The organism is Nocardia sp. NPDC050412, from assembly GCF_044458825.1.
In the GTDB taxonomy this organism is placed as follows: Bacteria; Actinomycetota; Actinomycetes; order Mycobacteriales; family Mycobacteriaceae; genus Nocardia.
The window spans coordinates 462,542-482,942 of record NZ_JBITIJ010000006.1 but is presented as its reverse complement, the minus strand read 5'-3'; the positions used below and the strand labels follow the sequence as shown (position 1 = coordinate 482,942).

Annotated in this window: 18 protein-coding genes; 14 read left to right on the top strand and 4 right to left on the bottom strand. The window is 65.3% G+C overall.

Annotated features, from left to right (window positions below; translation table 11 throughout):
* Positions 1-4 precede the first annotated feature (4 nt).
* Complete coding sequence (locus ACIBI6_RS19910; RefSeq protein WP_364341069.1) at positions 5-763, bottom strand: uracil-DNA glycosylase; 759 nt, start codon at positions 761-763, stop codon at positions 5-7.
* Positions 764-923: 160 nt separating this feature from the next.
* Between ACIBI6_RS19910 and ACIBI6_RS19905 the strand changes: the two genes are divergently transcribed.
* The 7 genes from ACIBI6_RS19905 to ACIBI6_RS19875 all read left to right on the top strand — a co-directional run bounded on the left by ACIBI6_RS19905 (position 924) and on the right by ACIBI6_RS19875 (position 9,505).
* Positions 924-1,367, top strand: coding sequence for a GyrI-like domain-containing protein (locus ACIBI6_RS19905; RefSeq protein ID WP_040695392.1), 444 nt, complete (start codon positions 924-926; stop codon positions 1,365-1,367).
* Complete coding sequence (locus ACIBI6_RS19900; RefSeq protein ID WP_364341071.1) at positions 1,364-1,798, top strand: effector binding domain-containing protein; 435 nt, start codon at positions 1,364-1,366, stop codon at positions 1,796-1,798. Before ACIBI6_RS19905 ends, ACIBI6_RS19900 begins: the two co-directional genes overlap by 4 nt.
* Positions 1,799-2,054: 256 nt before the next feature.
* A complete protein-coding gene (locus ACIBI6_RS19895; RefSeq protein WP_396957295.1) occupies positions 2,055-2,819 on the top strand; it encodes a hypothetical protein in 765 nt (254 codons plus the stop codon).
* Positions 2,816-4,963 carry an Rv1355c family protein gene (locus tag ACIBI6_RS19890; RefSeq protein ID WP_396957294.1) on the top strand — a complete coding sequence of 716 codons (2,148 nt, stop codon included), beginning with the start codon at positions 2,816-2,818 and terminating at the stop codon, positions 4,961-4,963. The genes ACIBI6_RS19895 and ACIBI6_RS19890 overlap by 4 nt, the downstream gene beginning before the upstream one ends.
* Before the next feature lie 67 nt (positions 4,964-5,030).
* Positions 5,031-6,848 (top strand): bifunctional diguanylate cyclase/phosphodiesterase, encoded by a 1,818-nt coding sequence (locus tag ACIBI6_RS19885; protein ID WP_051182549.1) that lies wholly within the window; start codon positions 5,031-5,033, stop codon positions 6,846-6,848.
* Positions 6,849-7,223: 375 nt separating this feature from the next.
* The gene (locus ACIBI6_RS19880) at positions 7,224-8,351 is read left to right on the top strand and encodes a glycosyltransferase (protein ID WP_396957293.1); all 1,128 of its coding nucleotides are present in this window, start codon (positions 7,224-7,226) and stop codon (positions 8,349-8,351) included.
* 275 nt (positions 8,352-8,626) lie between these two features.
* Positions 8,627-9,505 carry an SDR family oxidoreductase gene (locus tag ACIBI6_RS19875; RefSeq protein ID WP_396957292.1) on the top strand — a complete coding sequence of 293 codons (879 nt, stop codon included), beginning with the start codon at positions 8,627-8,629 and terminating at the stop codon, positions 9,503-9,505.
* On the opposite strand, the gene soxR is transcribed toward ACIBI6_RS19875, so the two are convergent.
* Positions 9,474-9,959, bottom strand: coding sequence for a redox-sensitive transcriptional activator SoxR (gene soxR / locus ACIBI6_RS19870; RefSeq protein ID WP_040695381.1), 486 nt, complete (start codon positions 9,957-9,959; stop codon positions 9,474-9,476). The two genes, ACIBI6_RS19875 and soxR, sit on opposite strands and share 32 nt — an antisense overlap.
* A gap of 110 nt (positions 9,960-10,069) precedes the next feature.
* Between soxR and arcA the strand changes: the two genes are divergently transcribed.
* Positions 10,070-11,368, top strand: coding sequence for an arginine deiminase (gene arcA, locus ACIBI6_RS19865; RefSeq protein WP_364341081.1), 1,299 nt, complete (start codon positions 10,070-10,072; stop codon positions 11,366-11,368).
* Positions 11,369-11,375: 7 nt separating this feature from the next.
* The gene (locus ACIBI6_RS19860; RefSeq protein ID WP_364341083.1) at positions 11,376-11,735 is read left to right on the top strand and encodes a GntR family transcriptional regulator; all 360 of its coding nucleotides are present in this window, start codon (positions 11,376-11,378) and stop codon (positions 11,733-11,735) included.
* 3 nt (positions 11,736-11,738) lie between these two features.
* Here ACIBI6_RS19860 and ACIBI6_RS19855 read toward each other — a convergent pair whose 3' ends face one another.
* On the bottom strand, positions 11,739-13,340 hold the full coding sequence (locus tag ACIBI6_RS19855; protein WP_396957291.1) for a dolichyl-phosphate-mannose--protein mannosyltransferase: 1,602 nt from the start codon (positions 13,338-13,340) through the stop codon (positions 11,739-11,741).
* 236 nt (positions 13,341-13,576) lie between these two features.
* On the opposite strand from ACIBI6_RS19855, the gene rsmI reads away from it, so the two are divergent.
* Together rsmI and ACIBI6_RS19845 are read left to right on the top strand one after the other, a co-directional pair.
* Positions 13,577-14,434, top strand: a complete 858-nt coding sequence (rsmI, locus tag ACIBI6_RS19850) for a 16S rRNA (cytidine(1402)-2'-O)-methyltransferase (protein WP_396957290.1) — start codon at positions 13,577-13,579, stop codon at positions 14,432-14,434.
* An 86-nt stretch (positions 14,435-14,520) separates the two neighbouring features.
* Entirely contained in the window at positions 14,521-15,273 is a 753-nt protein-coding gene (locus ACIBI6_RS19845) for an isocitrate lyase/phosphoenolpyruvate mutase family protein (RefSeq protein ID WP_364341089.1), read from the top strand.
* Positions 15,274-15,493: 220 nt separating this feature from the next.
* On the opposite strand, the gene metG is transcribed toward ACIBI6_RS19845, so the two are convergent.
* Entirely contained in the window at positions 15,494-17,053 is a 1,560-nt protein-coding gene (metG, locus tag ACIBI6_RS19840) for a methionine--tRNA ligase (RefSeq protein ID WP_396957289.1), read from the bottom strand.
* A gap of 15 nt (positions 17,054-17,068) precedes the next feature.
* Between metG and ACIBI6_RS19835 the strand changes: the two genes are divergently transcribed.
* From ACIBI6_RS19835 to rsmA, 3 genes are all read left to right on the top strand, one after another.
* On the top strand, positions 17,069-17,935 hold the full coding sequence (locus ACIBI6_RS19835) for a TatD family hydrolase (protein WP_396957288.1): 867 nt from the start codon (positions 17,069-17,071) through the stop codon (positions 17,933-17,935).
* Positions 17,936-18,140: 205 nt separating this feature from the next.
* Complete coding sequence (locus ACIBI6_RS19830) at positions 18,141-19,268, top strand: transglycosylase family protein (RefSeq protein WP_364341091.1); 1,128 nt, start codon at positions 18,141-18,143, stop codon at positions 19,266-19,268.
* A 55-nt stretch (positions 19,269-19,323) separates the two neighbouring features.
* Complete coding sequence (gene rsmA / locus ACIBI6_RS19825; RefSeq protein ID WP_396957287.1) at positions 19,324-20,205, top strand: 16S rRNA (adenine(1518)-N(6)/adenine(1519)-N(6))-dimethyltransferase RsmA; 882 nt, start codon at positions 19,324-19,326, stop codon at positions 20,203-20,205.
* Positions 20,206-20,401: the final 196 nt, after the last annotated feature.

Below are 20,401 nucleotides of genomic sequence, written 5' to 3'. Positions count from 1 at the left end.
CTGCTCAGCTCCGGCGGCCGGGAAGACCCGCGGCGGTCGCCGCGGCGGCCAGCACCGCCTCCAGCATGTCGGGGGTGAGCCGACCGGTGAAGGTGTTCTGCTGGCTGACGTGGTAGCAGCCGAATAGGTGCAGCGGCGCTCGGTCATCGACGGTCGGCGGCAGCACGACGTGAGCGCCGTGCCCGAATTTGGGACGCGGACGCGGCATAGTCCAGCCCGATGCGGCAAGCACCGGAAGCAGCGCCTGCCAGCCGAACGCGCCGAGTACAACCACCGCTCGCACCGTCGGTGTGAGCAGACCCAGTTCGGTCTTCAGCCAATGACTGCAGCGATCCCGCTCGTCGGGTGTCGGCTTATTGTCGGGCGGCGCGCAGTGCACCGGCGCGGTGACTCGAGCGCCGATCAGCCGCAGCCCGTCGTCGCGGTGCACCGCCGTCGGTTGATTGGTCAGCCCGACGTTGTACATGGCGGCATAGAGGAAATCCCCACTGCGGTCGCCGGTGAACATTCGCCCGGTCCTATTGCCGCCGTGGGCGGCTGGGGCGAGCCCGACGACCAGCAGTCGTGCGTCATCCGGACCGTAGCCGGGAACCGGCCTGCCCCAATAGGTTTCGTCACGGTACGCGGCGCGCTTCTCCCTGGCCGCTCGTTCCCGCCAGGCGACCAGCCGCGGGCAGGCGAAGCAATCCGCGACCGCGGCATCCAGTTCGGCGATGGTCTCGCACACGATCACATGCTGCCGCAGGTATGTATCGATAGCCATCCGTTTGCGTACAGGTCGCACGACCAGTTCAACGCCGTGGGGAGGTGTGCATAACGGACCGGACATGTGAGCCGGACCACGCGGTCGAGTTGATAGCATGGCCTTCCTGGCCGTCCGGATGCGGGCAACGCCCCCGGGTTCACCTCGAAAGAGTCTTTCCATGCAGTTTGAAATCGTCGAGCGAGACGAAACGTGGGTTGCCGGGCTCCCGGTGCGCAGCCCGAAACGTGCGCTCGGGGAACTGCGTGACCACGACCTCGAGGCCGCGTGGGCGGCAGTGCTGCATCAGGAACTCGGCGGCCAGCTGGCCAGCGCGTACACCGATTACTCCGGTGAACTCGGTACCTACAACACCCAGATCGTCGGCTATGAGTGCGTGTCCTTCGGCGAGGTCACCCGCGGTCACCTGGTGGCGCGGCTGCCGCGCGGCACCTATGCCAGATTCTCCTCGGTCGGTAACTTCCCGCAGGTGATGACCGACCTGTGGACGCAGATCGCCTACGCCGAGGAACACAACCAGATCAAACGCACCTATACCGGCGATTTCGAGTGTTATCCGCACGCGTACAAGATCGATCTCTACCTGGCGGTCGAGGCGCGATGACATACGCGATCGTGGTGCGCCGCGAGGCCATCTACGGCGGTCTGGTGGTGCCGCGGGTACGTCCGAGTTTCAAGGTCAGCAATAGCGACCTGATCGAATTCCTCAAGGATCGGCTACGTGACCGCGCGGGCGCCGACCAGCCGATGTACACGGTGTACGTGCCGGATCCGGCCGGAAACTACAACGCCGTCGTATGTTTCGAGTACTCCGCTCCGGGCGCGGTTCCGGTCGGTGACGTACTGGTCAAGGTGCCCAAGGGTGTCTACGCTCGGTTCGAGCCGAACGGGGACTACCACGATCCGGTCGAGGATGTGTGGGCCCAGGTCGACGATGCGACGGCGTCCGCCGAGATCACCCGTGCGTACCGGGAGGAGATCGAGATCTGGCGTGGGCCGGAGTCGGTCGAACTGTTCATCTCCATCCTGGTCTAAGTTAGCCGTCTGTTAGCTACGTCAGTACCAACTGGTCTCCACGATCTATTCGATGGCATGTTCGAGTGTTCTGACCTGCAGTAATTTCGGCGCGGGCAATTAGTTTTCGGAAGATTAACCAGATATCTGGTCAATTCTTCAAGGATGACGGATACTGCCTTAGGCAAACTCACCTGATCGGCGAGTCGTCTGGCGGGTCGGTCAGGCCGGCTCGATGACCGTGCAGATGTGCGGTAGCAAACGGAATAGGAACACCATGACTGTCGAAACAATCGCAGTCGGCCCGGGGGGCACACGCGATGCCGAGGTTTTGCGGTTCCGCGACATGCATTCCGGATATGTCTTTCATGTCGCTACTCCGCAGGCTCATCCCGATCTGTGGCGTCGTTATCTGCGCGGTGCGCTGCAGGTTTACCGGCACTACGGTGTGGATCACGCTTTGGAATACGACAGCGTTGTCGACGGCCGTTCGACTTCGTTGTTCTTCACCGCCGTAGATCCGTCCGGCGCCGTCGTCGCGGGATTGCGGGCACAGGGTCCCTACGGTGTGGCCGACGAAGTGCACGCACTGCGCGCCTGGGCCGGCCGACCGGGTGCCGCCGAGTTGCGCGCGATGGTTGCCGACCGGATACCGGAAGGTGTGGTCGAGGTGAAGGCGGTTTGGGTCTCCCGAGCGGCCGAGCACCGTGCCGCGCTCGCCGCGGCGGTCTCCCGCTGTGTCGTCCACGCCGCCCGACTGCTCGATGCCAGGTTCGGTTTCATCACCACTGCCACGCGAAATGTCGGACTGTACCGCTCGAGTGGTGGGTATGTCGCCGATCGGATACCGGCTGTGCCCTATCCTGACGATCGCTATCAGACTATCCCGATGTGGTGGGATATCCGGACATATCGGTCATTAGCCACCAAATTGCAGAGTTCGTTGACAGCGCTGGAGCGTGCGGCGCTCGATGCCTGGCTGTCGCCGCATGGTCGAGCGCCCTCGAGTGGACCAGGGATCGGAGGATTGGCGCAGGTATGAACGGTGACCTCACCGCGGACCACCGCCCGCTGATTCTCGACGAAAATGCCTCAGTCGATGCCCCGATCCTCGTGCAATTACGGAAATCACCGCAGGTCCGCATTCTCGATCTGCGTGATGTGCTGCGCGCCGAACTCGCCAAGGTGCGTCGGCCGCCGCCGGACCTCGGGGGGCCGGAGACGGACCGATGGGTTTATTACCCGTGGCGGCGCGCGCTCGTCGGGTTGCCCGGTGAAAAGACATTTCGGGCAATTCGCTTGGACCGCAACCAGAACAAGCTCACCCGCGCCGAACAGGAACGCTGTGCCGGTCTCGCGATCGGGGTCGTCGGGCAGAGCGTCGGCCACGCGGTCGCTTACACACTGGCCCTCGAGGGCACCTGCGGCCTATTGCGCCTGGCCGACTTCGACGATATCGAGTTGTCGAATCTGAATCGGGTGCCCGGTGGGATCTTCGATATCGGCGTGAACAAGTCCATCGTGACCGCGCGCCGGATCGCCGAACTCGATCCGTATCTACCGGTCGAGGTCGCCACCGCGGGCATCGACGAGGACACCCTAGACACATTCCTGCATGGATTGTCGCTGGTCGTCGAGGAATGCGATTCGCTCGATATCAAATTCGCCGTCCGGGAAGGCGCACGCCGACAGCGCATTCCGCTGGTGATGGATACCAGCGATCGCGGCCTGCTCGATGTCGAGCGCTATGACCTGGAACCGGACCGTCCGCCGTTCCACGGTCTGCTCGGCGCGACCATGGGCGCGGATCTGCGCGGATTGTCCACGAAAGACAAGGCGCCGCACGTCATGCGGATTCTCGACCCGAAGGAGCTATCGGCCCGGATGGCCGCGAGTCTGGTCGAGATCGACGAAACCGTGACGACCTGGCCGCAACTCGGCGGTGACGTCCAATTGGGTGCGGCCATCGTGGCGGCGGCGGTGCGCCGGATCGGGCTCGGCCAGAAGTTGTCCTCGGGCCGGACCCGGTTCGATCTGGAACGTGGTCTGGACGAGCTGGCCGAACCGGAGCCCGGGTGCGAGAAGGTGTCCGACGAATTTCCGGTGGCCGAAGGCAGTGTGCCGGATCCGGACGGGTCCGCCGTCGAGAAGATGCTCGAATCCGCGCGGCGGGCGCCCTCGGGCGGCAATACCCAACCGTGGTACCTGCGCGTCGATGGCGATGAACTACGCATCGATCTCGTCCGAACCCGCTCGTCGGCACTGGATATCGGCTATCGCGCCAGCGCGGTATCGATCGGCGCGGCGCTGTACAACGCGCGCACCGCGGCCGCCGCGCACGGTCTACTCGGCGCGCACGAGTTCATCGAGAACAACTCCACCCCATTTTCCGCGGTGCTGCATCTGGGCGACGGCACCGATTCCGCACTGGCCGCGGACTATCCGTACACACTGACCCGCGAGACGAACCGACACCTCGGCGCGGGCGCGCCACTGGCCGATCACGTCCTGCCCGACCTGGCCGCGGCGGCCATCGATGCGTCGGTCCACGCCATCACCGAACCCGATGAGCTCGCCGCCGCGGCCGCACTGCTCGGTGAATCCGATCGCATCCGCTACCTGACCCCGCGCCTGCATCAGGAGATGTTCGGCGAACTGCGCTGGCCCGGTGAGGACTCGCGCACCGGGATCGATATCCGGAGTATGGAATTGGCCCCCGACGAGCAGGCCAAGATCCGCATCGGCGAGCGCTCGGATGTGATGGATCGGTTGCGCGAATGGTCCGGCGGTGCCGCGCTCGGCGAGTACACGCGCGACCGCGTGCTGTCGAGTTCGGCGGTGCTCGCGATAACTTTTCCGCGTCGATCCGGCGCAGAGTCGGTATCACTTGCCGATTACGCGCGCGGCGGCGCGGCCGTGCAGCGGGTCTGGATCGCGGCGCAGCGGCTCGGTCTTGCGGTGCAACCGGTCTCGCCTTTGTTCCTATATGCGCGGCACCCCGACGAGCTGAAAGGGATTTCCCCGGATTTCGCGGATACACTTACCTCACTTCAGGGCCGTTTCCTGGACCTGCTGGGAGTGCCTAAACATGAGATCATGGCATTGGTGCTTCGCCTGAGCTTTGCGACAGCAGCCACGGTCCGCAGTAGGCGGCTTCCAGTGCCGGGCGCGGGCAACCGCAGCTAGCGCGATCGGAGATAGGGTGCCTCGGCGAACGCTCGACTCATTGGTGACCCAGGTCGCCTCCGAGTTGATGGGCGTCGACGCCACAACGATGGTGGCGGCGAGTGAACGTGTGCTGGCCAGGTTGGTGGAGCATTTCGATGTCGATTTCAGCTACCTACGCCACACCGATCGAGAGCAGCGGGCGACCGTGCTCATCGCGGAATGGCCGCACCGTGGCGACATACCGGATCCGGACCCGCTGAAGATCGTGCATTTCGAGCACGCCGACTCGGTATTCCGGGAATTGGAACACGCCACCGAGCCGATCATCGTGCGGCCGTCCCAGCAATCCGCCGATTATCAGGAGACGATCCGGCGCTCGTCGGGTATACCGCAGGTCGCCATGGCCGCGGTGCCGTTGTTGTCGCGCGGCGAGTCGACCGGCGTGTTGGGATTCATCAAACAGGGCGATCGCGACTGGAGCACTCGGGAACTGAATGTGCTCAAGGCGATCGCCGCACTCTTCGCCCAGTTGCAGGCGCGCGTGGTGGCCGAGGAGCGATTGCGCTATATCGCCCTGCACGACGATCTGACCGGATTGGCGAACCGGCGGGCACTACTCGAACATATGGAGGAGCGGCTCAGACAGGGCAGTCCAGGACCGGTGGCCGCCTTCTTCCTCGATCTCGACCGGCTCAAAGCGCTCAACGATTTTCTCGGACATACCGCGGGGGACAACTTCATTCGCACGCTCTCCTCGCGATTGCGGGAGAATCTCGATCCCAATGACATGATCGCCCGACTCGGTGGCGACGAGTTCGTCATCGTGCCTGCCAAACCCATGGACGCGGTGGCGGCCGAGTTGGAAGCGACGCGGATCCAGCAGCTCATCGGACGGCGGGTCACCGTCGGCGGGGAATCGGTCAGCCGCGGCGCCAGCGTCGGTGTCGCGGTAGGTATTCCGGGGGAGACCACGGTCGCGGATGTGCTGCGCCGGGCCGATCACGCGCTGCTGTCGGCGAAATCGGGCGGCGGCAATGGGGTCGCGGTCTTCACCGACGCCATGCGCGCGCAGTTCGAACTGCAGGACGATGTGGAGCTGAATCTGCGCGGCGCGGTCTCCGACGGCTCGCTGCTGCTGCACTATCAGCCCGAGGTCGATCTGCGCACCGGCCGGGTGGTGGCGCTGGAGGCGCTGGTGCGCTGGTTGCATCCGACCAGGGGGCTGCTGCCGCCCGGTGCGTTCGTCACCGTTGCCGAGGCCACCAATCTCGCGGGTGAGCTGGGGCGCTGGGTGATTCGGTCGGCCTGCGCGCAATTCGCCGAATGGCGCAGGCGGGGGCTGGCGGCGAATGTGGTGATGCGGATCAATGTTTCGCCGGTTCAGCTGGTCAGCCTGGATTTCGTGGAGCGGATCGAGGATATTCTGCGGCTGTTCGGGATCGATGGCAGTTCGGTCTGCCTGGAGATCACCGAACATGTGGTCGTACAGGATTTGGCGCGCACGCAGGTCACGCTGCGCGGACTCAAGCGAATGGGCGTACAGATCGCCATCGACGATTTCGGCACCGGATACAGCTCGCTCTCGCATCTGAAGGCGCTTCCGGTCGATGCGGTGAAGATCGACCGCGGCTTCGTGCAGCGGCTCGGTGCGAGCACGGACGACCTCGCGATCGTGAAATCTATTATCGGATTGGCCGGGTCGTTCGGGCTCGGTGTGGTGGGGGAAGGCGTCGAGACGCCGGTCGCCGCGCGGACCCTGGTCGGGCTGGGTTGCTATCGGGCGCAAGGTTTTCTGATCGCGCGGCCGATGCCCGCCGATGAGGTGGAGGCGCATCTGGCGGTCGGGCGCATTCCACTGGATCTCGATCTGCCTCGGGCGGGCCGGGGTACCACGCGCGCGTGACCGGCAGGTCCGGTCCGTGGCCGCTGATCGAGACGTTGGGCGATACGTCGACATTGGTCGCCGATGGGGCCGCGGATCAAGGATAGGGCCGTTGCGTTTCGCCGACACCGACTGGATTCCGGTGCCAGCCGAGCTGACGCCGGTGCGAGCGCCGGAGAGTGAGCACGAGGTGTTGCGTGTGTGGGCGTGATCTGTGAGCTGCTGATCGAAATGCTCGGCGAGGAGTGGTCTCGACGTCGAGGAGGGTCGCTTGCGACCTCCCGGGTGTTGGGCTGCTGGGCCGTCGTACCCGTTAGCAGGGTCTTTCACGGGTGTTCATGCGGTGTTGGGCGCATCGGTTCCGGGAGGAACCCGATTCGCTGCACGATCGGCGATGTGCGCATCGTGCAACTGGCGAACTTCTACGGTCCGCGGTCGGGTGGGCTGCGCACCGCATTGCATCATCTGGGCGAGGGCTATGTGGCTGCCGGGCACGAGGTGGTGCTGATCGTGCCCGGACCGCGCCGGACCGAGGAGATCCTGCCGACCGGTGCGGTACGGATCACCCTGCCCGCCTTGGCGATTCCATGGACTGGCGGTTATCGGGCGGCGGATCCGCGCCGGGTGGCCGATGTACTGGCCGGGTTGTGCCCGGACGTGCTCGAGGTTTCGGATCGGCTGACGCTGCGGGGCTTTGGACGCTGGGCGCGCACCCGCGACGTGGCGAGCGTAATGATCTCGCACGAGCGCCTGGACCGACTACTGGGCCAGGTCATGCCGGCACCGGTGGCCCGCCGATGTGCCGATATCGCCAACCGGCGCACTGCCGACGACTACGACATCGTGGTCTGCACAACGGAATTCGCGCGCGCGGAGTTCCTGCGCATCGACGCGCCCAATGTCGAACTGGTGCCGCTCGGAGTGGATCTGGAGCTGTTCAGCCCGCGTCGCCGCGACAATCGCTTGCGTGCCGATCTCGGCGTGCCCGGACATCCGCTGCTGGTGCACTGCGGCAGATTGTCGGTGGAGAAGCGGGTCGATCGCAGTGTCGAGGCCATCGGCGCGCTGCGCAAGGCGGGCATCGAGGCCAGACTGGTCGTCGCGGGGGAGGGGCCGCGGCGCGAAGCCCTGGAGCGTCGGGCCCGTGCGCTACCGCCACTGACCGGTGGTCTGCCTGCGGTGCACTTCACCGGATTCATCACCGACCGGGCCATGGTAGCCAAACTGCTTGCCACCGCAGATGTTTCGCTGGCACCCGGTCCGCACGAAACCTTCGGTCTCGCCGCGCTCGAGGCCTTGGCCGCAGGTACGCCGGTCGTCGCCAGCCGATCCTCGGCACTCGCTGATATCGTCACGACCGAATGCGGCGCGGTCGCCGCCGATCGCCCGTCCGCCTTCGCCCAGGCCGTCACCGATGTGCTCGCGATGCCGACCGCCGGTCGTCGCAGGGCGGCGCGCAGCCGAGCGGAGCAGTTCACTTGGCCTCGGGCAGTCGCGGGGATGCTGGCGGTGCTCGGGCGATAATTCGCGCCACAGGATCTCAGCCTGCACTTGCTCGCCGAATCCGTTGCAGCGCCGCCGATCGCCGGTCCGCCTTCATCCAGCGGTCGCCGATGTGGTCGCGATTCCGATCGCCGGTGGTCGAAGGCCATAGCCGGGCTGTGCAGTTCACGTGGCCCAGGGCGGTGGCCGGGACACTTGTGGCGCACTCGCACTCCTGATTCGAACTCCCCGACTCGCTTGCACCGTATGAACCTGTTGCCGCGTACCCTGCGTGCAACCGATTCGGCTTATTCGAGATGGGATCCGGTGTGCTTGGTTTTGGGCGCAGGAAGACAGTGCGGGATGCGAAGGTGCTCGTCACCGGGGCGGCGAGCGGAATAGGCCGGGCGACTGCCCTGGCATCTGCGGCTGGGGGTGCCGAACTGGTGCTGACCGATATCAATGCCGAGGGCCTCGAGGATACGGTTCGCGCCATCAAGGACGCGGGCGGCACCGTACTCGCCGCGCGTGCCCTCGATATCACCGACTACGGTGCGGTCACCGCCTTCGCCACCGATGTGCATGCCCAATTCGGCAGCCTCGATATCGTCATGAATATCGCGGGCGCCTCCACTTGGGGCACCGTCGAGAATCTCGAGCATCGCCATTGGCGCAAGATGGTGGATGTCAACTTGATGGGCCCCATTCATGTGATCGAGAATTTCGTGCCGCCGATGGTCCGGGCGAAACGCGGTGGGGCACTGGTGAATGTCTCCTCGGCCGCCGGAATCCTCGCGCTGCCATGGCATGCCGCCTACAGCGCGGGCAAATTCGGTATCCGTGGCGTCTCCGAGGTCTTGCGATTCGACCTGCGGAGCCACGATATTTCGGTGCACGTGGTGGTGCCAGGTGCGGTGAACACCCCGCTGGTGCACAGCGTCGAGCTGATCGGGGTCGACAAGGAAGACCCGAGGATAAAGCGACTCATCGCGGCGTTCACCAAGCATGCCGTATCGCCGGAACATGTTGCGGCGGAGATCCTTCGCGGTATCGAGCGCAATCGGTTCCTCGTCTACACTTCCTTCGATATCCGCTTCGGCTATTGGTGGGCCCGCAAATTCGCCTACCCTTACGAATTCGTAATTCGCCGCACCAGCGATCGATTCAGCAGGCTGCTGGCTTCGATGGGCAGTTGAGCGTCACATCGAGTACGCGGGCACCCGGTCCCTGTTCACCGAGACGGTCGTGTTCGTTGACCAATCGGCAGCTGCCCAGTGACAGGCAGCCGCAGCCGATGCAGCCGGTCAGGTTGTCGCGCAGGCGAGTCAGCTGGGTGATGCGGTCGTCGAGGTCGGCCTGCCACGCGGTGGACAGGGTCTCCCAGTCGCGCCGGGTGGGGGTGCGGCCCTCGGGGAGTTTGTCCAGTGCCGCACGGATTTCGCTCAATGGGATGCCGACCCGTTGGGAGATGCGGATGAAGGCGACGCGGCGCAGCGTTTCGCGGGCGTATCTGCGTTGATTTCCACTGGTGCGGCGACTCGAAATGAGACCCTCGCGTTCGTAGAAGTGCAACGCGGAGACTGCTACTCCGCTACGCTCGGACAGCTGCCCGGGGGTCAGCTCCTTCGCTCGCCAATCGGTTGTCGACATTACGCTCCTCCATTCACCTCAACAATACTTCAGGTTAGGATGTGCTGGGGTCGGAATCGCAAGACACCCAATTGCGTGCTCTTACGCCCTCGGCGAACTACGGTCGGATCATGGGAGCAGACGCGGTGCGGGCGGGGCACGATGGCGGTGCGGACGATAGGTTCGATGGTGTCGGCGAGCCGGGTGGTCGACTTGCGGTCACCTCGGAGGTGGGGACCCTGCGCACGGTGCTGCTGCACCGGCCCGGCGACGAATTGCGGCGGCTGACCCCGCGCAATAACGATCAATTGCTATTCGACGGCATTCCGTGGGTCGAGCGGGCCCAGCAGGAGCACGACATCTTCTCCGGTGTGCTGCGCGAACGCGGCGTCGAGGTGCTACTGCTGGCCGATCTGCTCGCCGAAACCCTCTCGGTCAGCGGCGCGGCCCGCATCCAGGGCATCTCCGGCGCGGTCGACGCGCGCAAACTCGGACATATGCTGGCCGACGAACTCGCGGCCTTCCTACGCGGCGTCCGGGCCCGGGATTTGGCCAATATCCTCATGGCCGGGATGACCTTCGACGAACTGCCCTTCGAAGGTGACAACACCTCGCTCGTGCGGCGGATGCACCACGGTGCGGATTTCGTCATCGATCCGCTGCCGAATCTGCTGTTCACCAGGGATTCGTCATTCTGGGTCGGCCCGAGGGTGGCGATCACCTCACTCGCCCTGCCCGCCCGGATGCGCGAGACATCGCTGACCGATCTCATCTACGCATTCCACCCGCGCTTCCTCGGCGTGCGGCGGGCCTACGAATCGCATACCGCGCCGATCGAGGGCGGTGATGTGCTGTTGCTCGCGCCGGGCGTGGTCGCGGTGGGCGTTGGTGAGCGCACCTCGCCTGCGGGCGCGGAAGCGTTGGCGCGCAGTCTGTTCGACGACGATCTCGCGCACACCGTGCTGGTCGTCCCGATCGCCCAGAATCGCGCGACCATGCATCTGGACACCGTCTGCACCATGGTCGACACCGATGCCATCGTGATGTATCCGGCGGTGCGGGATTCGCTGTGCGCGTTCACGATTCATCGCGAGGACGATTACGGCGGACGCAACGACCAGGCCCGGGTGAGTGTGCGCGGTCCCGACCCGTTCCTGCCCGCGGCCGCGGACGCGATGGGCATCGGCAAACTACGGGTCATCGATACCGGACTCGATGGCGTCACGGCCGAACGCGAGCAGTGGGACGACGGCAACAACACTCTGGCGCTCGCGCCCGGCGTGGTCGTGGCCTACGAGCGCAACGATATGACCAATACGCGGCTCGAGGATGCTGGCATCGAGGTGCTGCGCATACCGGGCTCCGAATTGGGTTCCGGCCGTGGTGGACCGCGATGCATGTCCTGCCCGCTGTCCCGAGATGACGTGTGAGCGTGCGATGTTCACCATTTCCGTGACCCACGATTCGTCGATTCCGCCCTACGAGCAGTTGCGGCTCGGTGTCATCGCGCAGGTGCGATCGGGCGAGTTGACGGCCGGGACGAAGATCCCGACGGTGCGAGCACTGGCCGCGCAACTCGGACTCGCGCCGAATACGGTCGCTCGGGCGTATCGAGAACTCGAGGCCGATGGGGTGGTCGAAACCCGGGGCAGGCAAGGGTCTTTCATCGCATCCTCCGGGGACCCGACCAAGGATCTGGCGGGCCGCGCCGCGACCGATTACGTCGCCACCATTCGACGGCTCGGTCTCGATGATGAGGCGGCCCTGCAGTACGTCAGGTCGGCTCTGGAGGGTTAGTCATCAGCGCCAACTGGGCAGCCACAGGTGGTCGTGCCAGTTGCCGGGGGTGATCGGCAACGCGGTCAGAATCGGCCAGAGCCAGATGAAATTGGCGATCACCAGGCCGAGATAGATACAGACCGCGAGTAGTCCGAGGCTGCGTCGTTCACTGGGCACGGCGGGCCGGTAGGTGCCCGCCGGGCTTCGCGGTATTCGTACCGATCGGGCCGGGCCGAGAATATCGCCGCACACCAGCGCGATCCCCATCACCAGGAACGGCGCCAGCGGTACTGCGTAGAAGTAGTACATCTGCCGATCGAGGGTGAAGAACCAGGGAATGAGTCCGGCGCCGTATCCGGTGAGTACCGCCGCATAGCGCCAGTCGCGACGGACCACACTGCGCCACAGCATCCAGCCCAGCACCGGGAAGGCGATCCACCAGATCGCCGGGGTGCCGATCAGCATCACGGCCTTCACACACTGGGTCTGACCGCAGCCGGTGACACCGGTGTCGGCGTAGTAGTAGAGCATCGGCCGCAGCCCCATCGGCCAGGTCCACGGCTTGGATTCCCAGGGGTGATGGTTACCGGCCGAATTGGTCAGCCCTTCGTGGAAGCGCAGCGTTTCGCCGCTGTAGTACCACAGCGAGCGCAGCGCATTCGGCAGCCACGACCACCGACCGTCGCGACCGACCTGATTGCCGACCGCATAACGGAAGACACCGTCCTCACTGCCGAACCAGGCCCAGTAACTGGCCAGATATACGCCGAGCGGAATCAGCACCAACGAGTACAGCGCGGGCCCGACATCGCGCACCGCCGCACCGACCCAGGGCCGCCGCACACCATAGGCGCGCCGCGCGGAGACGTCGAAATAGACGCTCATGAGCCCGAAAGCGAGGATGAAATACATCCCGGACCACTTTGTGCCGCAGGAGAGTCCGAGCAGTACCCCCGCGCCGAAACGCCACCAGCGCACTCCTAGTCGCGGCCCCCATTCGTTCGCATCGATCCGACCCTCGTAGTCCACCTTGGCGATTCGTGCCCTGACCTCGTCGCGGTCCACGATCAGACAGCCGAAGGCAGCGGTGACCAGCACCCCCATGAAAATGTCGAGCATGCCGATGCGCGAGGAGACGAAGGTGAGTCCGTCGGCGATCAGCAGAATGCCCGCGATCGCGCCGACCATGGTGGAGCGCGCCATCCGGCGCACGATCCGGATGACCAGCAGTACCAGGATCGTGCCCGCCAGCGCCGCACTGAATCGCCAACCCCAGCCGTTGTAGCCGAACATCCACTCGCCCACCGCGATCAGCTGCTTGCCGATCGGAGGATGCACCACCAGCCCGTAGGCGGGATTGTCCTCGACACCGCCGCCGGTGAGGATCTGCCAGGCCTGTGGTGCGTAATGCTTCTCGTCGAAAACCGGGGTGTAGGCGTCGGTCGGATAGTCCAACATGATGAACCGCGTCAACGCCGCGATCGCGGTGAGTACCGCGGTGACCACCCACCCCTGCAGCTTGTCGAGCGGCCCGAAGTCGGGCGACGGACGCAGGGGCGCGGGGCTCGACCAAGAAGGCACCGCCCCGGCTACGGTCGCGCGCTGGTCGGTCACCTGGGTCACGCCCCGATCGTATGCTGTGCGCGCCGCCGTGACCCGCACCGGTGAGCGCGCCGCCGCGCGAATCACACCCTGAGCTGCATTCACGGATTTTTCCATGGGCGCCGCCATTCGATGCCGAGATCCACGGGGTGCGGCCGGAGATGGGGATGGTATGGCGGTGGCAGACTGCGGCGTGGTCGGCCGCAGTGGCCCGATACGCTGCCTTGGAACTACGCGGTCGAGGGAACGGGAGCATTGTGGCGGACCAGGTGGGTCGATTGGTGCTCGCGGCGACGCCGATGGGCGAGATCGGCGATGCCTCACAGCGGCTACGCGAGGCACTCGGCTCCGCCGATATCCTCGCGGCCGAGGACACCCGGCGCACCCGCGCCCTCGCAAAGGCCCTGGACGTGGCGATCACCGGGCGGGTCCTGCGCTTCGATGACCACGTGGAGTCCGCGAAGATTCCGGCGCTGCTCGACGAGATCGAAAGCGGCCGCACAGTGCTGCTGGTGACCGATGCGGGCATGCCGTCGGTGAGCGATCCGGGCTACCGCATGGTGGTGGCCTGTGTGCGGCGTCAGCTCCCGGTCACCTGCCTGCCGGGACCGTCGGCGGTGACCACCGCCCTGGCACTGTCCGCGCTCCCGGTGGAACGCTTCTGCTTCGACGGATTCGCGCCGCGCAAATCTGGCCAGCGTCGAGAGTGGTTGCGCACCTTGCTCACCGAGTCGCGCGCCTGTGTGTTCTTCGAGGCGCCGCACCGGCTCGCCGACTGCCTGGCCGATGCGGTGCAGGTGCTCGGTCCGGACCGGCGGGCCGCGGTCTGCCGGGAACTGACCAAGACCTACGAGGAGGTCGTGCGCGGCACTCTCGGAGAACTCGCGGCCTGGGCGGTCGATGGGGCGCGCGGGGAAATCACCGTCGTCCTCGAAGGCGCCCAACCCGTGGCGGCCGATCCCGCCGATCTGGTCGACGAGGTCGAATCACTGACCGCCGAAGGTATTCGCCTCAAGGACGCGTGCGCTCAGGTGGCCGCCGAGACCGGCGTTTCCCGCCGCGAACTGTACGACGCGGTACTGACCGCACGCCGCGACGGCGGTGACAGTTCCTAGCGCGACTCGCCATCGTCGACACTCTCGGGCGGCCGGATGGGGAGTGTCATAGTGCTATCGATCACGGGTGCGACGATGATCGGGTCATGACCTCTTTGGAAAGCAAGGCGAAGGCGTTTCTCGAATTGCACGTGCCGGGCGATCCCGGTGTCTTTCCGACGGTGTGGGATGCGTGGTCAGCGAATGTCGCTGTCGCGGCAGGGTTTTCGGCGCTGACCCTGGGCAGTCATCCGGTCGCCGATTCGGTCGGGCGCAGCGATAAGGAAGGGATGACATTCGCGGAACTGTTGACTCGCGTCCGGCAGATCACCGGTGCGGTCGACGTTCCGGTCTCCGTCGATATCGAATCCGGCTACGGGCTCGAACCCGCCCAGTTGATCGAGGGGCTGCTGGATGCGGGCGCGATCGGCCTCAATATCGAGGACACGGTGCACAGCGAGGGTGGCCGGTTGCGCACGCCCGAGGAGCATGCCGATTTCGTGCGGGGGCTGCGGCAATTCGCCGACGCGGCGGGCGTGCACGTGGTGATCAATGCGCGCACCGACCTGTTCATGCGCGAGGACGGCGACGCGAGCGACCGCGTCGATCGCGCCATCGCGCGCCTGCGGCTTGCTGCCGCGGCGGGTGCGGATTCGCTGTTCCCGGCGGGTCGGCACTCCGATACCGATATGCGCCGACTGACCAGCGAATTGCCGCTGCCGATCAGCGCTGTCGGGCTGCCCGATAAGTCGGATAAGGCCGTCTTCGCCGAACAGGGCGTCGGCCGCATCACCTTCGGCCCCATGCTGCAATGGGCGCTGACCGCGGAGATCAATCGGCTGCTCGACCGCTGGAAGTAGCCCTCCCCGAGGGTCCGGCTCGAGCGAAGCGCTACCGCTTTATCGAGCGGTAGCGCTTCAGTAATGCGGTGATCTTCGCGTAGTCGGCCGCGCCATTGAGCTCTATCAGCAACTCGTCCGGGCACAGCTCGTAATAGTCACCCCAGTAGCGGCGCGTCTTGTGGTCCCAGATGCGGTAGCCGCCTGGAACGCCTCGTGCTACGTATCGCCTTCCACTGATTTACTTCTTCGGCTCCACGTAGCGCGGGTAGACCGCTTCGGGCTCCGGCAATGAGGTGCCCGAGACCAGCGGGGTCGCGATATCGGCGAAGGTACGGTTCTGGCTGGCCAGCAGATCGAGGATCTTGCCAGCGGATTCGGGCATCACCGGCTGGACCAGGATGGCGACGATGCGCAGCAGTTCGATGGTCACGTACAGCACGGTCGCCTCACGGGCCAGCGACTCCTCGGTGCCGGTCTTGGCCAGCGCCCACGGCGCCTCCGCGGAGAAGTAGCGGTTGGCCTCGCCGAGCGTCAGCCAGATCGCCTCCAGCGCCAAATGCATTTGCTGGGCATCGAATTCGGTGCGGCAGCGCTCCAAAAGACCGTTCGCGCGGTCGAGCAGGGCGCGATCGGCCTCGGTGAATTCGCCCGGCGTCGGCACCACACCGCCGCAGTCACGCGCGACCAGCTTCAGGCTGCGCTGCACCAGATTTCCGAATTCATTGGCCAGATCGGTATTGATCCGCCCGACGATCGCCTCGTGGCTGTAGCTGCCGTCCTGACCATAGGAGATCTCGCGCAGCAGGAAGAAGCGCACCGCGTCCACGCCGTATTCGTCGACCAGCGCGAGCGGGTCGACCACATTGCCGACCGACTTGGACATCTTCTCGCCCTTGTTGTACAGGAACCCGTGCACGAAAACGCGTTTCGGCAATTCGATCCCGGCCGACATCAGGAAAGCGGGCCAGTACACGGTGTGGAACCGGGTGATGTCCTTACCGATGATGTGCACATCGGCGGGCCAGAAGCGCTGGAACGCAACCGATTCCGTATCCGGGAAGCCGACGCCGGTGATGTAGTTGGTGAGCGCGTCCACCCATACGTACATCACGTGATCGGGATGTCCGGGCACCGGCACGCCCCAGTCGAAGGTGGTGCGCGAAATGGACAGGTCCTTCAGACCCGCCTTCACATAACTCACCATCTCGTTGCGAGCCGTTGCGGGCGCGATGAATTCGGGATGTTCGTCGTAGAGCGCAAGCAGCTTATCCTGGTAGTTCGACAGCCGGAAGAAGTAGTTCGACTCCTCGGTCCAGGTGACCGGCGTCTTCGATTCGGTCGATATCCGGGTGCCGTCCTCGAGCAGCGACGTCTCTTCCTCGGCGTAGAACGCCTCGTCGCGCACCGAGTACCAACCTGAGTAGTTGTCCAGGTAGATATCGCCGTTGGCGAGCATTTGCTCCCAGATCGCGGCGCTGGCCACCTGATGGTCGTCATCGGTGGTGCGGATGAAGCGGTCGTAGGAGATGTCGAGCGTCTTGTCCATCGCCTCGAACACATCCGAGTTGCGCGCGGCGAGCTCCTCCACCGGCACACCCTCGGCGACCGCGGTCTGCTGCATCTTCTGCCCGTGCTCATCAGTGCCGGTCATGAAGAAGACGTCATAACCGTCGAGCCGCTTGAAGCGGGCGAGGGCGTCGGCCGAGATGTACTCGTACGCATGCCCGATGTGTGGCGCACCATTCGGGTATGCGATGGCCGTTGTGATGTAGAAGGCGGGACGGTCAGCTTCGCTCATGGTGCATCTACTGTAATGCGCGTGGATTCCGACGCTCACGTGAATATCCCCCGAGGTGATGGCCGCCGTCGCGCGCCGGAGCTGCCGGAACCGCTCGCACCGCTGGTGGACGCGCATACCCATCTGGACGCCTGCGGGGCCACCGATGCGGAGTCGACGGCGGTGATCGTGGACCGCGCGGCCTCGGTCGGGGTCGGCCAGGTGGTGACCGTCGCCGACGATTTGGCCGCGGCGCAGTGGGCCGTACAGGCCGCGAACTGGGATCGCCGGGTGTTCGCCGCCGTGGCGCTGCATCCGACGCGGGCGAATGCGCTCGACGACGCGGCCAAGGCCGAACTCGAGCGTTTGGCCGCCGACCCGCGTGTGGTCGCCATCGGCGAAACCGGTCTGGATTACTACTGGCCGGGCAAGTTGGCGGGCTGCGCCGATATCGAAGATCAGGTCGAAGGCTTCCGCTGGCACATCGACCTGGCCAAACGGCTGCGCAAACCGCTGATGATCCACAACCGCGAGGCCGACCACGATCTGCTGACGGTATTGCTGGACGAGGGCGCTCCGGAAACCGTGATCTTCCATTGCTTCTCCTCCGACACCAATATGGCGATGTCGTGTGTGGCGCAGGGATACGTCCTCAGCTTCTCGGGCACGGTGAGTTTCAAGAACGCGCATGAATTGCGGGAGGCCGCCAAGGTGGTGCCCGATGACCAGATCCTGGTCGAAACCGATGCGCCGTATCTCACGCCGCATCCATTCCGTGGCGCTCCCAACGAATCGTATTGCCTTCCCTACACCGTCCGCGCCTTAGCGGAATTGCGGGAACAAGATCCGGTGGCCCTCGCCGAAATCACCACAGCCAACGCCCGCCGCGTCTACGGCCTCTGAATTCGAGATCGGGTGGAATCGCGAGTGGCTCGCAATTTCACCTGATCTTGTTTCACATTTGGACGGGTAAATGTGTCCTAGGTCACTTCGGTCGGTACGTTTCGCGATTTACCTGCGGCGTCGATATTCGTTTGTGATATTGATACCCGCCGCTCGTAACACTACGGTTGTCGACCGCTGACCCCTTCGTTATCGTACTGTGACCATGTCTCCATTCACGAGGATCAACCAGTCCCGCTCGCCGCTGCTGTATGCGGCGGTCGCGGCGCTGCTGGTGACGCTGATCGTCGGTGCCGCGATGGCAATCGTGAACCGCAAGACGGTCACGGTCGTCGTGGATGGTCAGCAGATAACGCAGACCACCATGTCGCGCAACGTCAGCGGAGTGTTGAAGGCCGCGGGGTTCGATGTGAACGACCGCGACCTGGTCCGGCCCGCGCTGGCCGCGGCGATTACCGATGGCGCGACCATCACCTACAACCGGGCGCGCGAGGTCGCGGTATCGCTGGACGGCAAGGCCGAGAAGGTGTGGTCGACCGGTCTGACCGCGGGCGATGTGGTCGACCAACTGCATCTGCCCCGCGAAGTATTCGTTTCCCCGGCGCGCAACGAGAAGTTGCCGCTCGAAGGCGCCGCGCTGCAGATAGCAAGCCCGCGTTCGGTATCGCTGCTCGACGGCATCGGCAGTCCGGTCGATGTTCGACTGGCCGCGCCGACCGTCGGTGACTTCCTTGCCGTTGCCGGCATTCCGCTGATCGAACAGGACACCGTCGAGCCCGCAGCGATCACGCCGCTCACCGATGGAATGCGGATCGTGGTGACCCGTCAGCGCGTCGAGAACAAGGTCGAGACGGTGCCGCTGGATCCGCCGGAGAATGTGATCGAGGATCCGACCCTGAATATGAGCCGGACCGTGGTGGAGAGCCAGGGTGCGCCCGGCGTGCAGGACGTGACGTTCGCGGTCACCATGGTCAACGGCCAGGAGGTCAGTCGGCGGCCGATCGCCTCCAATGTGAAGGTGACGGCTCAGCCGAAGACCGTCCGCAAGGGTGCCAAGCCCGGCACCGAGGTGCCGCCGGTGCGTGACGGCGATATCTGGGATGCGCTGGCCCACTGCGAATCCACCGGGAACTGGGCCATCAATACCGGCAACGGTTACTACGGCGGCATCCAGTTCGACCAAAACACCTGGGAACGCCAGGGCGGTCTCAAGTACGCCCCGCGTCCGGACCTGGCCACCCGCGAGGAACAGATCGCCATCGCAGAAGTCACCCGCGCCCGCCAGGGTTGGGGTGCCTGGCCCGCCTGCACCAGCCGCTTGGGCATCGGCTGATCACAGCACCCTCCGAGGTGCGGGGGTGGAAAGTTGAGTTGATACGTTGTCGGGCGTGTCCGAACCCGATATTTCCGCTCGTGGGAGTGCTGCTCTGCTCGGGCCCGCTGAGGTGCGGGCGCTGGCCGAGCGGCTCGGCGTGCGGCCGACCAAGCAACTCGGACAAAACTTCGTGCACGATGCCAATACGGTGCGCCGGATTGTCGCGGCAGCCGGGGTGGGGCGCGCGGATACGGTACTCGAGGTCGGGCCGGGGCTCGGTTCCTTGACATTGGCGCTGCTCGATGTGGTTGATTCGGTCGTCGCCGTCGAGATCGATCCCGTGCTGGCGAAACATCTTCCGGTGACCGTCGCGGATCGCGCACCGGAACTGGCCGGGCAGTTGACCGTCGTGCAAGCCGATGCGCTGCGGGTTCGTGCGGCCAACCTGCCCGCGGCACCGTCGGCACTGGTGGCGAATCTGCCGTACAACGTCGCCGTGCCGGTGCTGCTGCACCTGCTTGCCGAATTGCCCAGCATCACAACCTCATTGGTGATGGTGCAGGCTGAGGTCGCGGACCGCCTTGCCGCCGAACCCGGCGGCCGCATCTATGGCGTACCGAGCGTCAAGGCGGGCTTCTTCGGCACCGTGCGTCGCGCGGGCGCGGTGGGCACCCAGGTGTTCTGGCCGGTGCCACGCGTCGAATCCGGCCTGGTCCGCATCGAGCGCTACGCCGAACCGCCCTGGCCGATGGACGACGTACACCGCCGCCGGGTCTTCGGGGTCGTCGACGCCGCCTTCGCTCAGCGCCGCAAAACCCTCCGCGCCGCCCTCGGCAATTGGGCCGGTTCCCCCGCCGAGGCCGAACGCCGCCTGGTCGCCGCCGGAATCGACCCGACCGCCCGCGGCGAAACTCTGGACACCGCGGCCTTCGTCCGCCTCGCCGCCCAGCCGTAACTTCCCAGCAGCCGCAACTTCCTCCGGGCGGCGCCGCGTGATTTCGCCTGGTTGCTATCGGATATCGACCCGCCGCAGTGATCTCTACTTTGCGGCTCGGGGGTCCATCTTGCCGGCGGGTGGAACTTCGTCCGGGCGGTGCCGCCTGGCTGTCATCGGATCTCGGCCTTCCCCGCCGTGGTGAATAATCTGCTGT

What these genes read in the sequence shown, in the direction of transcription:
- ACIBI6_RS19910 (WP_364341069.1), bottom strand. Translation starts at nt 763, where the DNA reads ATGGCTATCGATACATACCTGCGGCAGCATGTGATCGTGTGCGAGACC.
- ACIBI6_RS19905 (WP_040695392.1), top strand. Translation starts at nt 924, where the DNA reads ATGCAGTTTGAAATCGTCGAGCGAGACGAAACGTGGGTTGCCGGGCTC.
- ACIBI6_RS19900 (WP_364341071.1), top strand. Translation starts at nt 1,364, where the DNA reads ATGACATACGCGATCGTGGTGCGCCGCGAGGCCATCTACGGCGGTCTG.
- ACIBI6_RS19895 (WP_396957295.1), top strand. Translation starts at nt 2,055, where the DNA reads ATGACTGTCGAAACAATCGCAGTCGGCCCGGGGGGCACACGCGATGCC.
- ACIBI6_RS19890 (WP_396957294.1), top strand. Translation starts at nt 2,816, where the DNA reads ATGAACGGTGACCTCACCGCGGACCACCGCCCGCTGATTCTCGACGAA.
- ACIBI6_RS19885 (WP_051182549.1), top strand. Translation starts at nt 5,031, where the DNA reads ATGGGCGTCGACGCCACAACGATGGTGGCGGCGAGTGAACGTGTGCTG.
- ACIBI6_RS19875 (WP_396957292.1), top strand. Translation starts at nt 8,627, where the DNA reads ATGGGATCCGGTGTGCTTGGTTTTGGGCGCAGGAAGACAGTGCGGGAT.
- soxR (WP_040695381.1), bottom strand. Translation starts at nt 9,959, where the DNA reads ATGTCGACAACCGATTGGCGAGCGAAGGAGCTGACCCCCGGGCAGCTG.
- arcA (WP_364341081.1), top strand. Translation starts at nt 10,070, where the DNA reads ATGGGAGCAGACGCGGTGCGGGCGGGGCACGATGGCGGTGCGGACGAT.
- ACIBI6_RS19860 (WP_364341083.1), top strand. Translation starts at nt 11,376, where the DNA reads ATGTTCACCATTTCCGTGACCCACGATTCGTCGATTCCGCCCTACGAG.
- ACIBI6_RS19845 (WP_364341089.1), top strand. Translation starts at nt 14,521, where the DNA reads ATGACCTCTTTGGAAAGCAAGGCGAAGGCGTTTCTCGAATTGCACGTG.
- metG (WP_396957289.1), bottom strand. Translation starts at nt 17,053, where the DNA reads ATGAGCGAAGCTGACCGTCCCGCCTTCTACATCACAACGGCCATCGCA.
- ACIBI6_RS19835 (WP_396957288.1), top strand. Translation starts at nt 17,069, where the DNA reads ATGCGCGTGGATTCCGACGCTCACGTGAATATCCCCCGAGGTGATGGC.
- ACIBI6_RS19830 (WP_364341091.1), top strand. Translation starts at nt 18,141, where the DNA reads ATGTCTCCATTCACGAGGATCAACCAGTCCCGCTCGCCGCTGCTGTAT.